The sequence below is a fragment of the Bradyrhizobium sp. USDA 3397 genome, assembly GCF_054060965.1.
In genome coordinates, this window is record NZ_JBSSDS010000001.1 from 6,110,692 (window position 1) to 6,131,473 (window position 20,782).

22 protein-coding genes are annotated in these 20,782 nt (G+C 64.3%); 10 read left to right on the forward strand and 12 right to left on the reverse strand.

Going from position 1 to position 20,782, the window contains the following annotated elements; genetic code table 11:
• Positions 1-2: 2 nt before the first annotated feature.
• From ACVWYQ_RS28215 to ACVWYQ_RS28255, 9 genes are all read right to left on the reverse strand, one after another.
• Positions 3-980 carry a type II secretion system F family protein gene (locus ACVWYQ_RS28215; protein WP_057028159.1) on the reverse strand — a complete coding sequence of 326 codons (978 nt, stop codon included), beginning with the start codon at positions 978-980 and terminating at the stop codon, positions 3-5.
• Positions 981-996: 16 nt separating this feature from the next.
• Positions 997-2,466 (reverse strand): CpaF family protein, encoded by a 1,470-nt coding sequence (locus ACVWYQ_RS28220; protein ID WP_128264290.1) that lies wholly within the window; start codon positions 2,464-2,466, stop codon positions 997-999.
• Positions 2,467-2,487: 21 nt separating this feature from the next.
• Positions 2,488-3,756, reverse strand: coding sequence for an AAA family ATPase (locus ACVWYQ_RS28225; protein ID WP_036036832.1), 1,269 nt, complete (start codon positions 3,754-3,756; stop codon positions 2,488-2,490).
• Positions 3,753-4,487 carry a CpaD family pilus assembly protein gene (locus ACVWYQ_RS28230; protein WP_035998073.1) on the reverse strand — a complete coding sequence of 245 codons (735 nt, stop codon included), beginning with the start codon at positions 4,485-4,487 and terminating at the stop codon, positions 3,753-3,755. The genes ACVWYQ_RS28225 and ACVWYQ_RS28230 overlap by 4 nt, the downstream gene beginning before the upstream one ends.
• Before the next feature lie 20 nt (positions 4,488-4,507).
• Positions 4,508-5,998 (reverse strand): type II and III secretion system protein family protein, encoded by a 1,491-nt coding sequence (locus tag ACVWYQ_RS28235; RefSeq protein WP_271542837.1) that lies wholly within the window; start codon positions 5,996-5,998, stop codon positions 4,508-4,510.
• Positions 5,995-6,792, reverse strand: a complete 798-nt coding sequence (gene cpaB / locus ACVWYQ_RS28240; RefSeq protein ID WP_193760478.1) for a Flp pilus assembly protein CpaB — start codon at positions 6,790-6,792, stop codon at positions 5,995-5,997. The genes ACVWYQ_RS28235 and cpaB overlap by 4 nt, the downstream gene beginning before the upstream one ends.
• Before the next feature lie 129 nt (positions 6,793-6,921).
• Positions 6,922-7,446, reverse strand: coding sequence for an A24 family peptidase (locus ACVWYQ_RS28245; protein ID WP_271542838.1), 525 nt, complete (start codon positions 7,444-7,446; stop codon positions 6,922-6,924).
• A 122-nt stretch (positions 7,447-7,568) separates the two neighbouring features.
• The gene (locus ACVWYQ_RS28250; RefSeq protein ID WP_193760509.1) at positions 7,569-7,709 is read right to left on the reverse strand and encodes a hypothetical protein; all 141 of its coding nucleotides are present in this window, start codon (positions 7,707-7,709) and stop codon (positions 7,569-7,571) included.
• A gap of 77 nt (positions 7,710-7,786) precedes the next feature.
• Positions 7,787-7,951, reverse strand: a complete 165-nt coding sequence (locus tag ACVWYQ_RS28255) for a Flp family type IVb pilin (protein WP_025033956.1) — start codon at positions 7,949-7,951, stop codon at positions 7,787-7,789.
• Between the two features lie 272 nt (positions 7,952-8,223).
• Between ACVWYQ_RS28255 and ACVWYQ_RS28260 the strand changes: the two genes are divergently transcribed.
• From ACVWYQ_RS28260 to ACVWYQ_RS28275, 4 genes are all read left to right on the forward strand, one after another.
• The gene (locus ACVWYQ_RS28260) at positions 8,224-9,051 is read left to right on the forward strand and encodes a sterol desaturase family protein (protein ID WP_271542839.1); all 828 of its coding nucleotides are present in this window, start codon (positions 8,224-8,226) and stop codon (positions 9,049-9,051) included.
• A 249-nt stretch (positions 9,052-9,300) separates the two neighbouring features.
• The gene (locus ACVWYQ_RS28265; protein ID WP_036036842.1) at positions 9,301-9,804 is read left to right on the forward strand and encodes a pilus assembly protein N-terminal domain-containing protein; all 504 of its coding nucleotides are present in this window, start codon (positions 9,301-9,303) and stop codon (positions 9,802-9,804) included.
• 208 nt (positions 9,805-10,012) lie between these two features.
• Positions 10,013-10,594, forward strand: coding sequence for a TadE/TadG family type IV pilus assembly protein (locus ACVWYQ_RS28270; protein WP_035998094.1), 582 nt, complete (start codon positions 10,013-10,015; stop codon positions 10,592-10,594).
• Positions 10,595-10,617: 23 nt separating this feature from the next.
• Positions 10,618-11,232, forward strand: coding sequence for a TadE/TadG family type IV pilus assembly protein (locus tag ACVWYQ_RS28275; RefSeq protein ID WP_036036873.1), 615 nt, complete (start codon positions 10,618-10,620; stop codon positions 11,230-11,232).
• A gap of 93 nt (positions 11,233-11,325) precedes the next feature.
• Here ACVWYQ_RS28275 and ACVWYQ_RS28280 read toward each other — a convergent pair whose 3' ends face one another.
• From ACVWYQ_RS28280 to ACVWYQ_RS28290, 3 genes are all read right to left on the reverse strand, one after another.
• Positions 11,326-11,538: a cold-shock protein gene (locus tag ACVWYQ_RS28280; RefSeq protein WP_027573722.1), complete on the reverse strand. Its 213-nt coding sequence runs from the start codon at positions 11,536-11,538 to the stop codon at positions 11,326-11,328.
• A gap of 259 nt (positions 11,539-11,797) precedes the next feature.
• Positions 11,798-12,085, reverse strand: a complete 288-nt coding sequence (infA, locus tag ACVWYQ_RS28285) for a translation initiation factor IF-1 (protein ID WP_035998101.1) — start codon at positions 12,083-12,085, stop codon at positions 11,798-11,800.
• 23 nt (positions 12,086-12,108) lie between these two features.
• A complete protein-coding gene (locus tag ACVWYQ_RS28290; protein ID WP_271542840.1) occupies positions 12,109-13,692 on the reverse strand; it encodes a DEAD/DEAH box helicase in 1,584 nt (527 codons plus the stop codon).
• Between the two features lie 480 nt (positions 13,693-14,172).
• Here ACVWYQ_RS28290 and urtA point away from each other — a divergent pair, with 480 nt between their 5' ends.
• The 6 genes from urtA (at position 14,173) to ACVWYQ_RS28320 (ending at position 20,768) form a co-directional block, all read left to right on the forward strand.
• Positions 14,173-15,495 carry an urea ABC transporter substrate-binding protein gene (urtA, locus tag ACVWYQ_RS28295; protein WP_035998103.1) on the forward strand — a complete coding sequence of 441 codons (1,323 nt, stop codon included), beginning with the start codon at positions 14,173-14,175 and terminating at the stop codon, positions 15,493-15,495.
• Positions 15,496-15,579: 84 nt separating this feature from the next.
• Positions 15,580-17,187 (forward strand): urea ABC transporter permease subunit UrtB, encoded by a 1,608-nt coding sequence (gene urtB, locus ACVWYQ_RS28300; RefSeq protein WP_271542841.1) that lies wholly within the window; start codon positions 15,580-15,582, stop codon positions 17,185-17,187.
• Positions 17,184-18,353, forward strand: coding sequence for an urea ABC transporter permease subunit UrtC (urtC, locus tag ACVWYQ_RS28305; RefSeq protein ID WP_404545892.1), 1,170 nt, complete (start codon positions 17,184-17,186; stop codon positions 18,351-18,353). Before urtB ends, urtC begins: the two co-directional genes overlap by 4 nt.
• A 6-nt stretch (positions 18,354-18,359) precedes the next feature.
• Positions 18,360-19,121, forward strand: a complete 762-nt coding sequence (urtD, locus tag ACVWYQ_RS28310) for an urea ABC transporter ATP-binding protein UrtD (RefSeq protein ID WP_018646608.1) — start codon at positions 18,360-18,362, stop codon at positions 19,119-19,121.
• Between the two features lie 88 nt (positions 19,122-19,209).
• On the forward strand, positions 19,210-19,905 hold the full coding sequence (gene urtE, locus ACVWYQ_RS28315) for an urea ABC transporter ATP-binding subunit UrtE (protein WP_271542843.1): 696 nt from the start codon (positions 19,210-19,212) through the stop codon (positions 19,903-19,905).
• A 32-nt stretch (positions 19,906-19,937) separates the two neighbouring features.
• Positions 19,938-20,768, forward strand: a complete 831-nt coding sequence (locus ACVWYQ_RS28320) for an urease accessory protein UreD (protein WP_271542844.1) — start codon at positions 19,938-19,940, stop codon at positions 20,766-20,768.
• Positions 20,769-20,782: the final 14 nt, after the last annotated feature.

Here is a 20,782-nt window from a genome sequence, read left to right on the forward strand (position 1 = left end):
CGTCAGAAATCGAAGTTGATCATCTTCTTCATCACCAGGATGCCGATCGACATCCAGACGACGCAGCCGACCAGCATCAGCTGGCCGGTGGGATGAGTCCAAAGCACCGAGATGTATTGCGGCGTCGTGAGATAGACCAGGAACATCACGATCGGCGGCAGCGAGCCGATGATGCCGGCCGAGGCCTTGGCTTCCATCGACATCGCCTGGATCTTTTCCTTCATCTTCTTGCGGTCGCGCAGCACCTTGGAGAGGTTACCGAGCGCTTCGGAGAGGTTGCCGCCCGATTTCTGCTGGATCGACACCACGATGCCGAAGAAATTGGCTTCCGGCAGCGGCATGCGCTCGTAGAGCCGCGCGCAGGCCTCGCCCAGCGGCATGCCGATCGCCTGCGTCTCGATGATGGCCAGAAACTCGCTGCGCAGCGGCTCGGGCGAATCGGCGGCTACGACCTTGATCGATTCGAACAAGGGCAGGCCTGCCTTGATGCCGCGGACGATCACGTCGACCGCGTCGGGCAGTGCAGCCAGGAACTTGGTTTCGCGACGCTTCTTGAGGAAGCCGAGTGCCCAGCGCGGCAGGCCGAAGCCGCCGGCAAAGGCAAGACCGGCGGCGCCGATCAGGCCGCCGCCCGCGAACATGGCGGCCGCGAAAAAAACGCCGGCCACCACGGCGGACACGGTCCAGAACTTCTGCGGCGTCCAGTCGAGCCCGGCCTGCGACAGGCGGACGCTGAGCGGGGCGCTCTTCTCCTGGGCGCGCCGCGCCTCGAGGTCCTTCAGCGTGGACTCGACCTGCTCGCGGCGCGAGCGCTGGGTTTTCTCGGCTTGCCGGGCCGTGGGCGCTTCGGCGCGTGCGACCGAGGCACGGCGGCTTTCCGCCTTTCGCTCCCCAGACAGCACCGGATAGAGGAATACCCAGGCGATGCCACCGACTGCTGCGGTGGCGAGGAAGGCGAGGGCGAGGACCTGCATGTTCATGGCGCTGCCGATCTGCTCACGTCTTCGGCGCGACTTCCGCCGCGTCGAGTGCCGCGGCGAGGCGCTTCTCCTCGCCGTAATAACGGGCGCGTTCCCAGAACTTCGGACGGCCGATGCCGGTTGAGCGGTGCCGGCCGATGATCTTGCCGTTGGCGTCCTCGCCGACCATGTCGTAGAGGAAGATGTCCTGGGTGATGATGGTGTCGCCTTCCATGCCCATCACCTCCGTGATGTGGGTGATGCGGCGGGAGCCGTCGCGCAGGCGCGCGGCCTGGATTATGACGTCGATCGAGGCGCAGATCATCTCGCGAATTGTTCGCGACGGAAGGGAAAAGCCGCCCATCGTGATCATGGATTCGCAGCGCGACAGCGCCTCGCGCGGGTTGTTGGCGTGCAGCGTGCCCATCGAGCCGTCATGGCCGGTGTTCATGGCCTGCAGCAGGTCGAAGGCTTCGGGTCCGCGGACCTCGCCGACGATGATGCGTTCGGGACGCATACGCAGGCAGTTGCGCACCAGTTCGCGCATCGTGACCTGGCCCTCGCCCTCGATGTTGGGCGGGCGGGTTTCCAGCCGCACCACGTGAGGCTGTTGCAACTGGAGCTCGGCGGCGTCCTCGCAGGTGATGACGCGCTCGTCGTGCTCGATGTAGTTGGTGAGGCAGTTGAGCAGGGTGGTCTTGCCCGAGCCGGTACCGCCGGAAATCAGCACGTTGCAGCGGACGCGGCCGATGATCTGAAGGATCTCGGCGCCTTCCGGCGTGATCGCGCCGAACTTGACGAGCTGATCCAGCGTCAGCTTGTCTTTCTTGAATTTGCGGATGGTGAGCGCGGGGCCGTCGATCGACAGCGGCGGCACGATGGCGTTGACGCGAGAGCCGTCGGCGAGGCGCGCGTCGCAGATCGGCGACGATTCGTCGACGCGCCGGCCGACCTGGCTGACGATGCGCTGGCAGATGTTGAGAAGCTGCTGGTTGTCGCGGAAGCGGATGCCGGTACGCTGGATCTTGCCGCCGACCTCGATGTAGACGGTGTTGGCGCCATTGACCATGATGTCGGCGATGTCGTCGCGCGACAATAGCGGCTCGAGCGGGCCGTAACCGAGCACGTCGTTGCAGATGTCGTCGAGCAGCTCCTCCTGCTCGGCGATCGACATCACGATGTTCTTGATCGCGATGATCTCGTTGACGATGTCGCGGATTTCCTCGCGCGCGGACTCCGAATCGAGCTTGGCGAGCTGGGCGAGGTCGATGGCCTCGATCAGCGCGCCGAAGATGGTCGCCTTGACCTCGTAGTAATTGTCCGAACGCCGGCTCTCCATGGCCGGAGGCGGCGGAGCCTTGGCGGGCGCAAGCGGCGGCGAGGCGACGGCCGGCGGAGGCGGAGCGCGCGACACCGTCGACGCCTGAGCCGGGGCAGGCTCGAGCGACACGGCGCCGGGCTTGGGCGCCCGAAGGTCGGTGTCTGTTCCGCTACGCTTACCGAACACTTAACAACTCCATGCGGCGGCTTATCTTCCCCGCAACTTCTCAATCAGAGGTGAAAGCAGGGACGACTTTTGCTTCTTGGTCTCGCTACGGCCGGTCAGGCGCTGGGCGATCTGCAGGAACATCTCGATCGACCTGTGGTTGGCGGAGATCTCCGCAATCATCTGGCCGTTGTTGGCCGCCGAGCCGAAGATCTGCGGCTCGAACGGGATCGAGACGACCGGTTGGCTCTCGATCGCCTTGGCGAACTCCGCGGCGGCGATTTCGGGCCGTTTCGGCACGCCGACCTGGTTCAGGCAGTAGAGCGGCGGCCGGTCGTTGGGGCGGGCGGCCTTCAATAGATCGAACAGGTTCTTGGTATTGCGCAGATTGGCGAGGTCCGGGGCGGCCACGATCAGGATGTCGTCCGCCCCGATCAAGGCGCGCTTGGTCCAGCCCGACCATTGATGCGGAACGTCGAGCACGATGCAGGGCATGGTGGAGCGTAGCGTGTCGAATACGGCATCGAAAGCGTCAGTGCCGAAATCATAGACCCGGTCGAGCGTCGCAGGCGCCGCCAGCAGGCTGAGATGGTCGGTGCACTTCGACAGCAGGCGGTCGATGAAGGCGGTGTCGACGCGGTCGGGCGAGAACACCGCGTCGGCGATACCCTGCGGCGGATCCTGGTTGTAGTCGAGGCCGGCGGTGCCGAAGGCAAGGTCGAGATCGGCGACGACGGCGTCCATCGCGAGGTCGCGCGCGATCGCCCAGGCGACGTTGTGCGAGATGGTCGAAGCTCCGACGCCGCCCTTGGCTCCGACCACTGCGATGATGCGGCCGACTGCCTTGGCTTCGGGGGCCGAGAACAGGTTGCAGATCGAGCGTACGACGTCGATCGCGCCAACCGGCGCGAGCACGTAATCGCTGACGCCGCGGCGCACCAGCTCGCGATAGAGCGTGACGTCGTTGATGCGGCCGATCACCACCACGCGGGTCCCGGCATCGCAGACGGTGGCGAGCTGGTCGAGTCCGCCCAGCAGGTCGTTGCGGCCGTCGCTCTCGAGCACGATCACGTTCGGCGTGGGAGCCGAGCGGTAGGCTTCGATCGCGGCCGCCATGCCGCCCATCTGGATCTTCAGGTGAGCCTTGCCGAGACGGCGATCCTCGCCGGCCGACTGCACCGCGGCGGCCGTCTCCACGGTTTCGCAGAAGGCCTGAACCGAGACGCGCGGCGCAGGCGCAATATGCTCCTCGACCGGCGGAGGAGCTGCTGCCGGCTGCTCTTCGTGTGTCTGGCGCGCGTAACTGATCATTTGCCGGTGTCGCTGAGTTTGGCCCTGTCGGCCTCGGGATAGGTGGTCGCCGTCGTCGTTCCCTTGCGATACTTCTCGAACCCGGTGATGCGCCGCGGCGTGTATGACGGAGTTTCGGGCCGCGGCTGCTCAAGATCCGACGGATTGTCGACCATGGCCGCGAGGTTGCGCTGATAAGCGCAGCCGTAATTGTAATAGTCTTTGTTCTCGAACCAGCGCTTGTTCTTCATCGAGGGTCCGATGTCTTCCGGCCACAGGCCGCAGGGACCGGCGACTGCGGCAATCCTGGAATAGGTGAGCCGGATCGGGGGGAGGAAGCGCTTGTCTTGCGGCTGGTAGGGGTGAAGGCTGACGCCGCGCGGCGGAACGCCTGCCGCCGCCAGCATCGCCTGGATCTCACGCATCGTATCGGCGACCGGGCGAGCATTGGGCGTATTGGAAGGCACGTCGATGCGAATCGCGCCGGTGCCTTCTTGCAACCACGCCGATGCCACGCCCATCACGTCAGCGCGCTGGGCAGCGGTCAATCCCCCGCGGGCATGACCCACGAAGACGACGATCGAGCGATTCTGCTCCTCGACCGCGATCGGATGGCGCTGCTTGTAGTCGTCGGGAATGGACGCCGTGAGGACTTCGTCGTGCTGGCAGCCCCCGACCGCGAGCGCGAGGCCGATGAGCGCGCCACCGAGGCTGATGGCGCGCTTGCGAAGCTGGGGTGGTCTCGTGATCATCGTGAAATCCCCGTTCCGCCTCAGTCGGTAATGAAGCCGTAGGTGCCGCGGTAGTTCTTGGCCGGTTCGGTCCGGCCCGGCACGCCATAGATCCGATTGATATTACCGATCAGCTGCGCCTGCGGATCCGCAGGCGGGGCGAAGCCGTCATCCGGCCGCGACAGGTCCTTCGGCGCCACCGCGCGGACCACATAGGGCGTCACGATCACGACCAACTCGGTTGCATTGTTGACGAAGTCGCGGCTGCGGAACAGCGTGCCGAGGATCGGGAGCTGCATCAGCCCCGGCATTCCGTTGACAGCTTGCTTGGTCTGCTGCTGGATCAGGCCGGCCATCGCCATCGCGCCGCCGGACGGAATTTCCAGCGAAGTCTCTGCGCGGCGTGTTTTGATTGAGGGGACCGTCAGCGAGTTGACCGTGTTCGAGGTCACCGCCTGCGACAGCGTGATCGCATTCTCATTGGACAGTTCGGAGACCTCGGTCATCACCCGCAAGCTGATCTTGCCTTCGCTCAGGACCACAGGCGTAAAGTTGAGTGAGATGCCGAACTTCTTGAAGCTGATCTGAGTGGTACAGACGCGCGTGACGGGATCGCACGAATAACCTGCAGGCACCGGAAATTCGCCGCCGGCGAGGAAGGTGGCGGACTCTCCGGAGATCGCGGTCAGGTTCGGCTCGGCAAGCGTCCTGATCACGCCCGCGCTCTCCATCGCACGCAGGGTCGCCTGCACCGAAGGCGTCGCGCCGAAACTCGCAGTGAGATTGTTGCCATCCACCAGATTACGGCCGAGGGCCGTGAACGGGTTGGAGTTGCTGAAGCTCACCACCGAGGTGCCGTAGTTGAGGTTGGCGGTGAGGTCGATACCGAGCTGCTTGACGATCGTGCGCGCGACTTCGGCAACGGTCACCTTGAGCATGACTTGGTCGCGGCCGCGGACCACGATCGAGTTCACCACCTTGTCGACGCCGCCGGCCAGGCGCGCAGCGAGCTCGTTGGCCTGCTGCGCCTCCATAGGGTTGGCGGCCGTGCCGGACAGGACGATACCGTCGCCCAGGCCGTCGATCTGGATGTCCGAATTGGGCAGAACCTGCTTCAGCGCAGCCCGCACGCCGTTGAGGTCGCGCTTGACCGCGATGTCGTAGGCCGCAATCTGCTGCCCGGCGGAATCGAAGAACACGATATTGGTCTGGCCGACCGCGGCGCCGATGATATAGGCGCGCTGTGCGGAGCGGACCACCGCATTGGCGATCTTGGGATCGGCGACCAGCACGTCCTTGATGTCGCGCGGCAGGTCGATCACGACCGACTTGCCGATGCCGAGCGATAGGAAACGCGCGTTGATCTGGCCGTCCGCCGCGGCCTGCGGCACGGGGCGGTAATCGGCGGCGACCGCCGGGGCGATCGTCGGGCTGAGCGCCAGCGTGAGGGCGGCCGAAAACGACAGGGCGCGGACCAGTGAGGTCCGCATCGTCGCCGAATCTGCCCTGTATTTGATGTCGACTGTCTTCATCGTGCCTTAGCCGTCTGACTTGGAATGCCGTAGCGAATGATCGAGACACCCTCGCGCTTCTGCGCGGAGTCATCGAGCGTGATCTCGCTCATCTTGACGTCGACGATGCTGCGCAGCGCCAGCGACAGCGTGCCGCTCTGACGCGCCGCGGAGAGCGTTGCGGTCTGCGCGGGATTGAGCTCGAGGGTAACGGTCTTGCCGATCACCGCGTTCTGCCCGTCCTTCTCCTTGGGTGCCTGGTCGATGGCCAAGACCCGGATATTGGCCAGGATGATCTCGGAGGTGACGATGTCGGGAGCGCCGCTGCTCTGATCCGGGTTCTTCAGCCGGCGGGTGAGCAGGACGTCGACGCGGTCGTTGGGCAGGATGAAGCCGCCCGCGCCGGTCTCCGGCGAGATCTCGGTCGAGATCGCCCGCATGCCGGTGGGCAGGATTGCCGCCATGAAGCCGGAACCTTCGGCCTTGACCAGCTTCTGGTCGCGGATCGGCTCACCCTGGATGAAGGGCGCGCGCGCGATCGAGCCGGTCACCTGGGTCGCACCGTCGGGGCGCTCGTTGCGTCGGATGAAGGTGGCGCTGGCGGTCGCGGTCGGCCAGGTCTGCCATTGCACGTCTTCGGGCTTCACGGTCTGACCGAGGCCGATGTCGTTCTTGGCCACGAGGACGTCGACGGTCGGAAGCTGCGCGACCGGAACCGGAGGCGGCGCAGAATTGTCGGAGCCGCTCGCCAGGTACGCGGCGACGCCGCCGGCGCAGATGGCGACCGTCAGGACGACAATGCGTGCCCTATTCATACGCTTCAACTTTCCAACAATACGCCGCGACGCTGCCGCCGCCGTGATCGGCAGTTGACCAGCTATTCGTCAAAGCATGGTTAATGAGGCGTATCTAAATCGCCTTAACGCCGGGTTTACCCGGAGCGTTCAGCGCAGCGCGAGGCGAGCGAGGTCGATCGCCTTCACCCATTCGGTCTCCGGGTAGACCATCAGCGCGCTCAGCGCGAGCGCGATGCCGTAGGGAATGCCGGTCTCCTTGGCGTGCAGCCGTGCGAGCCAGGCCTGTCCTGCCAGCCCGTAAGGCAGCGGCCACTGCCGGAACTGCAGCAGGAGCAGCGTCAGCGCGCCGCCGAACAGCGAGGCGTAGAGCAGGAAGTTCATCAGATGGGGGAAGCCGAACCAGAGCGCGACGGAGGCCGCGACCTTGGCGTCGCCGCCGCCCACCCAGCCCATGGCGAAGCAGGTGAAGGCCACGACCAGAACGAGCGCACCGGCGCCGACATGACTCAGCATCTCGTAAGGTGCCATGCCCCCGGCGAGGGCGAGCGCGAAGAAGCCCGCCACCAGCGCCAGCGATACGCGGTTCGAGATCGTCATCGTGAAGAGATCGCTCGCGGCGGCGAACGCCATCAGGGCCGGGAAGAGCAGAAGGCGCGCAAGGTCGAGAATCATGGGCTGCGTCTTGAGGCCTGGGTTTGTCGCGGGAGCTGCTTCGGGCGATGCTAGCGCGCGATGCTAAACAAACCGACAACGGCGGCACGGGCGCGCCCGGGCCTCGGCCGACGAACGCGCTTTCACCAGAAGCTGGCAATACGTGCGGCGAGCGCGACCGTCGCAACCAGCAGCGCAAGGCAGATCCAATAGACCGGCGAGCCGGCCTGCGCCGCTTCCGCCTCGTGCGCCGCGACTGCGGCATCGGTTCTGAACTCGTGCAACGCCACTGGAACTCGCCGTCTTCAGAAAAACAAACGCCCCGGAGGTCCGGGGCTTTTGCCGTCGTTCGTGGACCCGCTTACTTCAGCGAGGTGCTGATCGAGCTGAACTTGGCGTTCAGCGTGGTGCCGAGATTGTTGACGACGGTGATGATGGCCAGCGCGATGCCGGCGGCGATCAGGCCGTATTCGATGGCGGTGGCGCCGGATTCATCCTTCGCGAAACGCGCAATCAAGTTCTTCATGAACAAAACTCCGTCTGGGTGGGGACCGCCTCGTTCGGCGCTGTCGTTGACGCGACGACCATGAGAGCCGAGCTCTTTCGGGAGAGTTAATTCGATCGGGTAATCCCACGTCCGGCGCGATGCTTTTGCCCAGAGTGAATTTCACCTTAAGACGGCACCTGCAAATTCGCTTCTGTTCCGGATGCGCCGACAACGCGACGCGCGCTTCACCCTCCCTTAAATTTCGCGGAGTAGGCCTTAAGCTACAGCGGAATTCGCGGAGAGAGGCGACGATGTCGAGCCTGCCCATGCAAGTTGCCTTGATGCTCGGCGAGACCATCGTCAAGGTGATCCCGGTCACCTTGGTGCTCGCGGCGGTCTTCACCGTGCTGGAGCATTTCTGGGCCTGCAATCCCGGCGCGCCGTGGTGGCGCAAGCGGGAGATCGTCACCGACATCTGCTACTGGTTCTTCGTTCCGGTGTTCGCCCGCACCATGCGGATCGGGCTGCTGGTCGTCGGCGCCAGCGTCGTCTTCAACATCCACGACGCCGACGAGCTCATCGCCTTTTACGACAATGGCCACGGTCCGCTGGCGCAGCTGCCGCTGTGGCTGCAGGCCCTGCTGTTCCTGGTGCTGTCCGATTTCATGCTGTACTGGCTGCACCGGCTTTTCCACGACGGCGGCTTCTGGAAATATCACGCCATCCATCATTCGTCGGAGGAGATCGGCTGGATCTCCGCGGCGCGCTTCCATCCGGTCAATCTCTTGCTCGGGACGATCAGCGTCGACGTCGTGCTGCTGATGGCAGGCATCTCCCCGAACGTCATGGTCTGGGTCGGCCCCTTCACCACCTTCCACTCGGCCTTCGTGCACGCCAACCTGAACTGGACTTTCGGACCGTTCAAATACGTCCTGGCGACGCCGGTCTTCCATCGCTGGCACCACACCTCGCTCGAAGAGGGCGGCGACACCAATTTCGCCGGAACGTTCCCGATCTGGGACGTGCTGTTCGGCACCTTCCGCATGCCGGAGGGCAGGCTGCCGCAGGATTACGGCAAGGACGAAGCGGCCATGCCCAAGGAGATCGGGGGCCAGCTCGCCTATCCGTTCCGGCACTAAAGCATGATCCGGAAAAGTGCGAAGCGGTTTTCCGGAAAGATCATGCGTAAACAACAACCTAAATCGCGATGACGATTCATCCAAAACTCATCGCGCTTTAGGGGCGAGCCCGCAAATGTCCGTCCGTTCAAACAATACTCGGCGAGTTTGCGGAACGTTCACGAATTAAAGGCAGGTTAGCCGGGTCGGGCACCGGCTCCGCTGTATTCGGTCGCTTCTGCCGGTCTGTGACGTCCCGGGGGTAAGAGTATGCGTAAAGAAATGCTGCGCCGTCATGTGCGCGTCTGTGTACTGGTTGCCGCTGCGGTGCTGGCCTCGCCGGCCGCCGGCCTCGCCGAGCCTGCCGCCGATACCATCGCCGTCAATGTCGACCAGGCCAAGCTGGTGCGGCTGCCCGGCAAGGTGGCGACCATCGTGGTCGGCAATCCCCTGATCGCCGACGTCACGCTCCAGCCCGGCGGCATGATCGTCGTGACCGGAAAGGGCTACGGGGCCACCAACTTCATCGCGCTCGACCGCGGCGGCGAGATTCTGGTGGACCGCCAGATCCAGGTCGAAGGTCCGAGCGACCGGCTCGTCACCGTCTATCGCGGGGTCGAGCGGGAGTCCTACAGCTGCGTGCCGCTTTGCCAGCGCCGCGTGACGCTCGGCGACAGCGACACCTATTTCAACAACGCGATGAGCCAGGCCGGTACGCTGAGCAGCAGCGCCAGCGGAGGTGCGGGTGCCGGCGCGGCTGCCAAGCCAAACTAGCCGACCGGCGGGCCTCGATCCTGCCAAGCCGCTCTATTCGAGGGCGGCACCTCGTTGCATGCCGTGCTTCCTCCCGCTTGCGGGCGCGCCTGGTTAACACGGTGTTAACGGCGCGGACCGCCGGAAGCGGATCGTCTGAAACACTTAGACAATCAGTTTCCGCTATTGAACGGGCAGATGATCGCCGGTCGCTGGGGAATTTGACGAGATGCCATCGCCTGCACCTACGAGGTTCACGCTCCGGAAAGCGCTGCTCCGGTTTCGCGGCAACCGCCGCGGCTCCGCAGCCGTCGAATTTGCGCTGGTCGCACCGATGTTCTTCGCGCTGCTGTTCGCGATCCTCGAGACGGCTCTCATGTTCTTCTCCAGCCAGGTGCTCGAGACCATCGCGCAGGACTCCGCGCGTGCGATTCTAACCGGCCAGGCTCAGGCACAGGGCGGCTCGGTGGCGGCCTGCCAGTCCGCGCCCAACACCGTCGCTGCATGCGATCAGACGACGTTCAAGACCTTCGTCTGCAGCAAGATTCCGGCGCTGTTCGATTGCAGCAAGCTGTACGTCGACGTCGTCAGCACCAGCTCGTTCGGGACGCTCAGCCTCACCAATTTCGGCAATTCCTGCACCTTCAATCCCTCCGGGATGCAGTACAGTGCCGGAACCTCCGGCCAGGTCGTCGTGGTGCGCCTGTTCTATCAATGGCCGCTCATCGTCACGGGCCTCGGCTACAACGCGGGATGCAGCAACAAGCGGCTGATGGTGGCGACGGTGGCTTTCAAGAACGAACCCTTCTGAGGCAGATGGATCTGGGCGGACCGATGCGGGCGATTGCGAACATCTGGAGGAATGCACGCGGCTCCGTGCGCGGCTTCGTCGCCGACAAGCGCGCGCTGGCGGCGACCGAATTCGCGATCATCGTCCCGCTGATGCTGGTGATGTTCTTCGGCACCGTCGAATTTTCGTCCGCCGTGGCGATCGACCGCAAAATCACGTTGATCGCGCGGACATTATCCGATTTGACCTCGCAGTCGACGACGCTCAACGATGCCGGCATGAAGGATACGTTCACGGCAAGCATCTCCGTCGTCATGCCTTACGACGCTGCGCTCGTGAAGGGCACGATCTCCCAGATCTACATCGACGCCAACAGCATCGCCAAGGTCCAGTGGAGCAGGGCCGGCACGATTGCGAGCGGCGCGACGCAAGCCACGCTTGCGACCTCGGCTCGGAACGCCGGCGACACGGTCACGACGATGATTCCCCCGGCACTCTTGATTCCGTCGAGCTATCTCATCCTGAGCGAAGCCAACTACACTTACACGCCGACTATCGGCTACGTGTTGAAGTCGAGCGTAACCCTGAGCGATCTCTCCTACACGCGGCCGCGTCAGGTCACCTGCGTGCCCTACAACAACGTGCCATCGACGTGTTGAGATTCGTCAGCCGTCGGTGACATGAAAAAAAGGCCGTGCGTCTCGCACGGCCTTTTTGCTTTGGCTCGCTGATCGGGCCGGCGCCCGGCGGGCTCAGCTCGCAGCGCGCAGGTTGTCCGCCGCCGACTTGCCGGAACGGCGGTCGGCCACGATCTCATAGGAGATCTTCTGGCCCTCGCGGAGCGAGCCGAGGCCGGCGCGCTCCACGGCGCTGATGTGAACGAACACGTCCTGGCCGCCATCGTCGGGCTGAATGAAGCCATAGCCCTTGGTTGCGTTAAACCACTTCACGGTTCCCATGCTCACGGGGGTAGTCCCTCTCAGATAACACTATGTCGGAGCCCGCTCGCGCGGGCAGGGTTAGATCGAATTTCTGGAAGGGTCGTCAGCGTGTCTGAACCGGCTGTACCGGTGGATGCCAATGTCGTCCGGCCGAAAATCGATTAATTCATTTTATCGGAAGCAACGGTTCGAAACAATCCGGACACGCACGATTTTTTGATCCGCCGTGATGTCAACGGCGGATCAATCTACAGATCGGAATTCGAACCCGCGCCGCAGCCGACTAGCGGCGGCGGAATTGGCCGCCGCGCTGTCCGGGACGGGGCGGTCCGCCCGGCGTGCTGGGACGTTCGTCCTTGTGGCGGAAAATCAGCCGGCCCTTCTCGAGGTCATAGGGCGACATCTCCACCGTCACACGGTCGCCCGCGAGCGTCTTGATGCGGTTCTTCTTCATCTTGCCGGCGGTATAGGCAACGATCTCGTGTCCGGCGTCGAGCTGCACGCGGTAGCGGGCATCGGGGAGGATTTCGGTGACCAGTCCTTCGAACTGGATCAGCTCTTCCTTAGCCATTGATATCTCCAGGTCGTGGACGGCTAGTGCGAATAGGGTTTGCGGTTCGGTTGGCTGTTTGGCCGACTCTGGCGGCGCAAAAAGGCAACGCCTTGTATCCCATCAGGGGTCCCGGCGCTATGCGCGGAACGCTGTTCCGGACGGTCGACAGGCGCTGAATGCATCTTACCACCGGAGCGGCGGCGGCGAGAACCCTTGGAGGCATTCGGGCCACTGCCGGGCCGTCCGTCGGCATGCCTTGCCTCGGCGTGGCGTCCCTCACCGTGCCTGCCGTCGCCTTGCTTGCCCGCACTATGGTGGCGCCCGTCGGCATGCCGTTCGTCGGCGCGACGTCCGTCACCGTGCCGTGCGCCTTGCGGGCGCTGGCCCGGACGACCGCCCGGCCGGCCCTGTCGTTGCTGCGACGGGCCGGGACCGGGATCGCGGCGGCCGGCGTCGGTGCGGTGGTCCTCCCGCGGCAGGGCGACGCGAATCAGCCGCTCGATGTCGCGCAGATAGCCGAGCTCCTCGCCGCCCGCGACCAGCGAGATTGCGGTGCCGTCGGCTCCGGCGCGCGCGGTGCGGCCGATGCGGTGGACGTAGGTCTCCGGCACGTTCGGCAGGTCGAAATTGATGACGTGGCTGATGCCGTCGACGTCGATGCCGCGGGCGGCGATGTCGGTGGCGACCAGGGTGCGGATCTCGCCCGAGCGGAACTGGGCGAGCGTGCGCTCGCGATGATTCTGCGACTTGTTGCCGTGGATGGCGTTGGCGGCGATGCCGGCCTTGGCCAGCGTCTTCACCACCTTGTCGGCGCCGTGCTTGGTGCGGGTGAAGACCAGCGCGCGGTTGATCGCCTCGTCCTGCAGCAGCTTGGTCAGGAAGGCGGGCTTGGCCGCGAAGTCGACCTGCAGGATGCGCTGGTTGATCCGCTCGGCGGTCGAGGACACCGGGGTTACCGCGACACGGGCGGGGTCGCGCAACATGGAATCGGCGAGTTCGGCGATGTCCTTCGGCATGGTGGCCGAGAAGAACAGCGTCTGCCGCTTGATCGGCAGCTTGGCGACGATTTTGCGGATGTCGTTGATGAAGCCCATGTCGAGCATGCGATCGGCTTCGTCGAGCACGAGGAACTCGACGTTTGAAAGCTTCAAGCCGTTGCTCTGCACGAGGTCGAGCAGGCGGCCGGGGGTGGCGACCAGCACGTCGACGCCCTGCATCAGCGCACGGACCTGGCGGCCCATCGGCACGCCGCCGATCGCGAGCGTCGAGGACAGGCGGATGTGGCGGCCGTAGGCGTTGAAGCTGTCAAGGATCTGGCCGGACAGCTCGCGGGTCGGCGACAGCACCAGCACGCGGGCGGTCTTGGGCTGCGGCTTGATGCGGTTCTCAAGCAGACGATGCAGGATCGGCAGCGCGAAGGACGCGGTCTTGCCTGTACCGGTCTGGGCAATGCCGACGACGTCGCGGCCGGTCAGTGCCAGCGGGATGGTTTGGGCCTGGATCGGGGTTGGGGTGACGTAATTCTCTTCACGAAGAGCGCGCGCGATGGGTTCGGCGAGGCCGAAGTCCTGAAACGAAGTCAAAAGAGGGGTTCTTTCCATGTCAAACGCGAACGCCCGGCGCATCAGCGCGGCGCGCGCAAAAGGGTGTCGAGAAGACACCTGCGTGTTTGGGGTGTCGGATGGCTTGGATGATATGGGGCAAGCCAGAGGCCCGTAGAGGGCTTAAGAACACGCGGCTCGCTACGACCCCTTGATTCGCAAGAGGTCTCGGACGCTCATATGGAACATCGAGGGGGCGCTTTCAAGGCACTTGCCTCCGAAACAGCGGGTGCGGTGCAAAAATACTGCTGCCAGAAATTTAGCCAACATTGGCGATTTGCTTAGAAAGTAGTCTGACTGCCGCTTTCGCATACATTTATGTTGCCTATGATTTAGGCTGCAAGACTGCGGAGAAACTTCGATTTCTGCCAATTAGCTTTGCAAATTCAATCAGTTGATGGGTGCCCAGCCCATGGCATGGTTCTTGCGATTCCATTAACCGCAGGCGGCCGTGGGGCCGTTTCGCAGCGTTTTTCACGTCTGCGTCAGGGAGATGAGGCACTCATGTTTAACAAATCCACTCACGATATAGCGGCGTCATTTAGCCGCCGCGGCGTGCTCGCTGCGACCGCCGGACTGATGCTCGGTCTGGCTTCATTGACTGGCGCAAAGGCCGCCGACGACACCATCAAGGTGGGTGTACTCCACTCCCTGTCCGGCACCATGGCAATCAGCGAAACCACGCTGAAAGACACCATCCTCTTCCTGATCGACGAACAGAACAAGAAGGGCGGCGTGCTCGGCAAGAAGCTGGAAGCCGTCGTCGTCGATCCCGCATCGAACTGGCCGCTGTTCGCCGAAAAGGCGCGCGAGCTGATCACCAAGAACAAGGTCTCGGTCGTGTTCGGCTGCTGGACCTCGGTGTCGCGTAAGTCGGTGCTCCCGGTGTTCAAGGAGCTCAACAGCATCCTGTTCTACCCCGTGCAATACGAGGGTGAGGAGAGCGAGCGTAACGTGTTCTACACGGGGGCTGCGCCGAACCAGCAGGCGATCCCTGCCGTCGACTACCTCATGAAGGACGAGAAGGTGAAGCGCTGGGTGCTCGCGGGCACCGACTACGTCTATCCGCGCACCACCAACAAGATCCTCGAGGCCTATCTGAAGTCCAAGGGCGTCGCCCAGGAAGACATCATGATCAACTACACGCCGTTCGGTCATTCCGACTGGCAGACGATCGTGGCAGACATCAAGAAGTTCGGCTCGGCCGGCAAGAAGACCGCGGTGGTCTCGACCATCAACGGCGACGCCAACGTTCCCTTCTACAAGGAGCTCGGCAACCAGGGCATCAAGGCCAAGGACATCCCGGTGGTGGCGTTCTCGGTGGGTGAGGAAGAGCTCGCCGGCATCGACACCAAGCCGCTGGTCGGCCACCTCGCCGCCTGGAACTACTTCCAGTCGATCAAGTCGCCGGAGAACGAGAAGTTCATCAAGGCGTGGCAGGCCTACACCAAGAATCCGAAGCGCGTGACCAACGATCCGATGGAAGCGCACGTGATCGGCTTCGACATGTGGGTCAAGGCGGTCGAGAAGGTGAAGTCGACCGATCCCGACAAGGTCATCGACGCTCTCCCGGGCATCGAAGCCAAGAACCTGACCGGCGGCACCTCCAAGATGCTCCCGAACCACCATATCACCAAGCCGGTGTTCATCGGCGAGATCAAGGGCAACGGCCAGTTCGACGTGGTCTGGAAGACCCCGAGCCTCGTCCCCGGCGACGCCTGGTCGAAGGAGCTCGACGGCTCCAAGGACCTGATCGGCGACTGGGTCGGCAAGAAGTGCGGCAACTTCAACACCAAGTCCAACAAGTGCCTCGGCTCGGGCTCCTGATCCCGATCTGACGCTCCATTGCAAGACCGGAGAGGGCGGCGATCCCGCCGCCTTCTCCACTCATTTCTGCCGGGGTCATTCACAGTGCCAGCCCATTTGTCTGCTCGTCTCTGTTCGCTTGCACTCTCGTTGTTTCTGATTGCGTTCGCGCTGCCGGCCTTCGCCGGTCCTTTCGAGGATGCGGTCGCCAAATTCGCCAACGATGATTTTTCCGACACGGAAGAGGCGATCGGTGTGATCGCGGGCAGCGGCAGCAAGCTGGCTTTTCCGATCATCAATGCGCTTCAGGACGGTCGCCTCATGGCCGATCCCGACAGCAAGAAGGTGTACGTCACTGATGGAGACGGCAAGTCGATCGACGCTGCGACCGGCGAGGCCGTTGCCAGCGTTCCCGACAGTGCGAGCGCGGTTCGCCTCAACAACCGCCTGCGCCGCAGCGTCGATGCCGCGCTCGGCAGCCTGACGCTGCAGTCTCCGGACGTCGGCACGCGCCTGCAGGCCGCGCAGTCCGTCTTCAAGTCGCACGAGGAGACCGCGCTCGAGGCGGTCGATGCCGCGCTTGCCAAGGAAGCCAACAAATCCGTCAAGGTGGCGCTCGCTGAGGCCCGCGCCGCGATCCTACTGTTCAAGTCCGACGCCACCGAGGTCGAGAAGCTCGAAGCGGTCGCGACCCTCAAGGCGCGGGGCGACCAGGATGCGCTGGCGCTGCTCACCGGCATGGGCGACCAGCCGGCCTCGGTCACCAAGGCCGCCGCGAGCGCGATCGGCTCGATCCAGAATTCGCTCGCGGTCTGGTCGATGGTGCAGAATGCCTGGTACGGCCTCTCGCTCGGCTCGGTGCTGCTGCTCGCCGCGATCGGGCTCGCCATCACATTCGGCGTGATGGGCGTCATCAACATGGCGCACGGCGAGATGGTGATGATCGGAGCCTACACCACCTTCGTGGTGCAGGAGGTGATCCGCACCCGCTATCCCGGCCTGTTCGACTATTCGCTCTTGATCGCCGTGCCGCTTGCCTTCCTCGTCGCCGGCGCGATCGGGGTGCTGATCGAGCGCAGCATCATCCGCTTCCTCTACGGCCGCCCGCTCGAGACGCTGCTCGCGACCTGGGGCCTCTCGCTGGTGCTGCAGCAGGCGGTGCGCACCATGTTCGGCCCGACCAACCGCGAGGTCGGCAACCCCTCCTGGATGAGCGGCGCGTTCGAGCTCGGCCAGATCACCATCACCTATAACCGGCTCTGGATCCTTCTCTTCACGCTCGCCGTGTTCGCGATCCTGCTCGCGATGCTGCGCTACACCGCGCTGGGCCTCGAAATGCGCGCGGTGACGCAGAACCGCCGCATGGCGGCTTCCATGGGCATCGCCACCTCGCGCGTCGACGCGCTGACCTTCGGCCTCGGTTCGGGCATTGCCGGCATCGCCGGCGTGGCGCTGTCGCAGATCGACAATGTCAGCCCCAATCTCGGCCAGAGCTACATCATCGACAGCTTCATGGTCGTGGTGTTCGGCGGGGTCGGCAATCTCTGGGGCACGCTGGTCGGCGCCTTCACGCTCGGCATCGCCAACAAGTTCCTGGAGCCGGTCGCCGGTGCCGTGCTCGGCAAGATCGCGATCCTGGTTCTCATCATCCTGTTCATTCAAAAGCGGCCGCGCGGCCTGTTCGCGCTCAAGGGCCGTGCGGTGGAAGCATGACCCCTCACATGCTGACGCGATCGCTGGACCGCAGCGCGGCGATCTTTCTCGCAATCGTCGCCGCCTGCGGCATCCTCATCCCGCTCTCCAACCTGCTGCTGCCCGCGGGCTCGTTCCTGCAGGTGCCGACCTATCTCGTCGCGCTCTGGGGCAAGTATGTCTGCTACGCCATCCTGGCGCTGTCGATCGACCTGATCTGGGGCTATTGCGGCATCCTCTCGCTCGGCCACGGCGCCTTCTTCGCGCTCGGCGGCTACGCCATGGGCATGTACCTGATGCGGCAGATCGGCACCCGCGGCGTCTACGGCAATCCGATCCTGCCGGATTTCATGGTGTTCCTGAACTGGGAGAAGCTGCCCTGGTACTGGTACGGCTTCGACATGTTCTGGTTCGCCGCGCTGATGGTGCTGGTCGTGCCCGGCTTGCTCGCCTTCTGCTTCGGCTGGCTCGCCTTCCGCTCCCGTGTCACCGGCGTTTATCTGTCGATCATCACGCAGGCGATGACCTACGCGCTGCTGCTCGCCTTCTTCCGCAACGACTTTGGTTTTGGCGGCAATAACGGCCTGACCGACTTCAAGGATATCCTGGGCTTCAACGTGCAGGCGGAGGGGACGCGCGCCGCGCTGTTCGCGCTGAGCTGCCTGGCGCTGATCATCGGCTTCCTGATCTGCCGCGCCATCGTCTCCTCCAAGCTCGGCATGGTCTTGATTGCCGTGCGCGACGCGGAATCGCGCACGCGCTTCCTTGGCTACCGCGTCGAATCCTACAAGCTGTTCGTGTTCACGGTGTCGGCCTGCATGGCCGGCGTCGCCGGCGCGCTCTACGTGCCGCAGGTCGGCATCATCAATCCGAGCGAATTCGCACCGGGCAATTCGATCGAGGCGGTGATCTGGGTCGCGGTCGGCGGCCGCGGCACGCTGGTCGGCGCGGCGCTCGGCGCCGTCGTCGTCAACTACGCCAAGACGTTCTTCACCTCGGGCGTGCTCGCGCCGTACTGGCTGTTCATGCTGGGCGCATTGTTCATCCTGGTGACGCTGCTGCTGCCCAAGGGCATCGTCGGCACCTTCAATGCCTGGTGGGATCAGTCGAAGGAAAAACGCACCCCCGCGACCTCCGTGAGCGCTGCGGCCGAAGACGGCGTCACCGAACCCAAGATGGCGGAGTAAGCGGTCATGAACGTCATGGACACCCGCGCGACCTCCGCGATGCTCTATCTGGACGGCGTGCACGTCTCCTTCGACGGTTTCCACGCCATCAACAATCTATCGCTGACGCTCGAGCCCGGCGAGATGCGCGCCATCATCGGCCCGAACGGCGCCGGCAAGACCACGATGATGGACATCATCACCGGCAAGACCAAGCCGGATGAAGGCACCGTGCTGTTCGACGGCGTCACCGACCTGACGCGGCTCGACGAGACCCGCATCGCCGAGCTCGGCATCGGCCGCAAATTCCAGAAGCCGACCGTGTTCGAGAGCCAGACCGTGCAGGACAACCTCCTGCTGGCGCTCAATGTCGACCATTCGGTCCGCGGCACGCTGTTCTGGCGCGGCAGCAAGGCGGAGTCCGAGCGTATCGACAAGGTGCTGGAGACGATCCGCCTCACCGAGGCTCGCAATCGTCTCGCCGGCAGCCTCAGCCACGGCCAGAAGCAATGGCTGGAGATCGGCATGCTGCTGGCGCAGGATCCGAAACTGCTGCTGGTCGACGAGCCCGTCGCGGGAATGACCGACGTCGAGACGCATCTCACCGCCGAGCTGCTGAAGGAAATCAACAAGACCCACACCGTCATGGTGGTCGAGCACGACATGACCTTCGTGCGCGAGCTCGGCGTCAAAGTCACCTGCCTGCACGAAGGCACGGTGCTCGCGGAAGGGACCATCGACCAGGTCTCGTCCAACGAGAGGGTCATCGAAGTGTATTTGGGAAGGTAGCGAATGGCGAATAGGGAATGGCGAATGGACTGGCCGCTTCTCCTATTCGCTACTCGCCATTCGCTATTCGCCCGCAAAGGTGTTTCCGATGCTTGAAGTGAAAGACATCAACCTGTTTTACGGTGCTGCCCAGGCGCTGCGCGGCGTCTCGATCTCGGCCAAGCCCGGCAAGGTCACCTGCGTGCTCGGGCGCAACGGCGTCGGCAAGACCTCGCTGCTGCGCGCGATGGTCGGGCAATATCCGATCTCCTCGGGCGCAATCGTGTTCGACGGCAGCGATATCACCGGCCTCAGGCCGTACGAGCGGGCGCGCAAGGGCATCGGCTTCGTACCGCAGGGCCGCGAGATCTTCCCGCTGCTGACAGTCGAGGAGAACCTCAAGACCGGCTTCGGCCCGCTCAAGCGCGAGGACAAGCACATTCCGGACGACGTGTTCTCGCTGTTTCCGGTGCTGCAATCCATGCTCGGCCGGCGCGGCGGCGACCTCTCCGGCGGCCAGCAGCAGCAGCTCGCGATCGGCCGCGCGCTGGTGATGCGGCCAAAACTGCTTTTGCTCGACGAGCCCACCGAAGGCATCCAACCCTCGATCATCAAGGACATCGGCCGCGCCATTTCCTATTTGCGCAATCTCGGCAACATCGCCATCGTGCTGGTCGAACAATATCTCGACTTTGCCTGCGAACTCGGCGACAGTTTCGCGGTGATGGATCGCGGCGCGGTGAAGTTCACCTGCGACCGCTCCAATCTCGATCCGGCCGAGATCAGCCGCCAGATGGCGCTGTAGGCCATTCTGCCGCGACCGGCTGGGGGAGGCGGATGCGCAGCGAATTGTCGGCCACGTCCACGCTGTTCGAGGCCAACCGCGCCCGTGGCGCGGTGCGCTTCGACGTGCATGCGCGCGACGGCGTGACGCGTCGCGGCGCCTTGCATGAATCCGGTTCGCTCCGCGTCCGCTTTCCCTCGCCGGAAGATCAGGGTCTGTCCGGCGTGTTCGTCAACACGGCCGGTGGGGTCGCCGGCGGGGACAGTTTTGATATCAACATCGCGGCGGCGGATGGCGCGCGGCTGACACTGACCACAGCGGCCGCCGAAAAGGTCTATCGCACACCCGGAGCGGCAGCGCAGCTCAACATCGCCCTGAAGGTCGGCGCGGGCGCGCATCTTGCCTGGCTGCCCCAGGAGACGATTTTGTTCGACCGTGCCCGCGTCCAGCGCCGCTTCGATATCGATCTCGACGAGGCGGCCTCGCTCCTGCTGTGCGAGATCGTCGTGTTCGGCCGCACCGCCATGGGCGAGCGGATGCAGCAGGGCGAGTTCGTCGACCGCTGGCGGCTACGCCGCGGCGGGCGGCTGGTGTTCGCCGAGACGGTCCGGCTCGACGGCGATATCGGTGCCAAGCTTGCACGGCCCGCGGTCGCTAAAGGTGGCTCGGCGATCGGCACAGCCCTGATCGTGCCCGGCGACGAGGCTCTGGTCGAGCGTATCCGGGAGGCGTCGGAATCGTTCTCCGGCGAGGTCGGAATCTCGGCCTGGAATGGCTTTGCAATGGCGCGGTTCTGTGCCCAAGATGCGGCGCGCTTGCGCGCCGACATGATGACGGTGCTGGCGCGCACCGGTGCGGCCCTGCCGCGGCTCTGGCTGAACTAGACTGGTTGAATTGA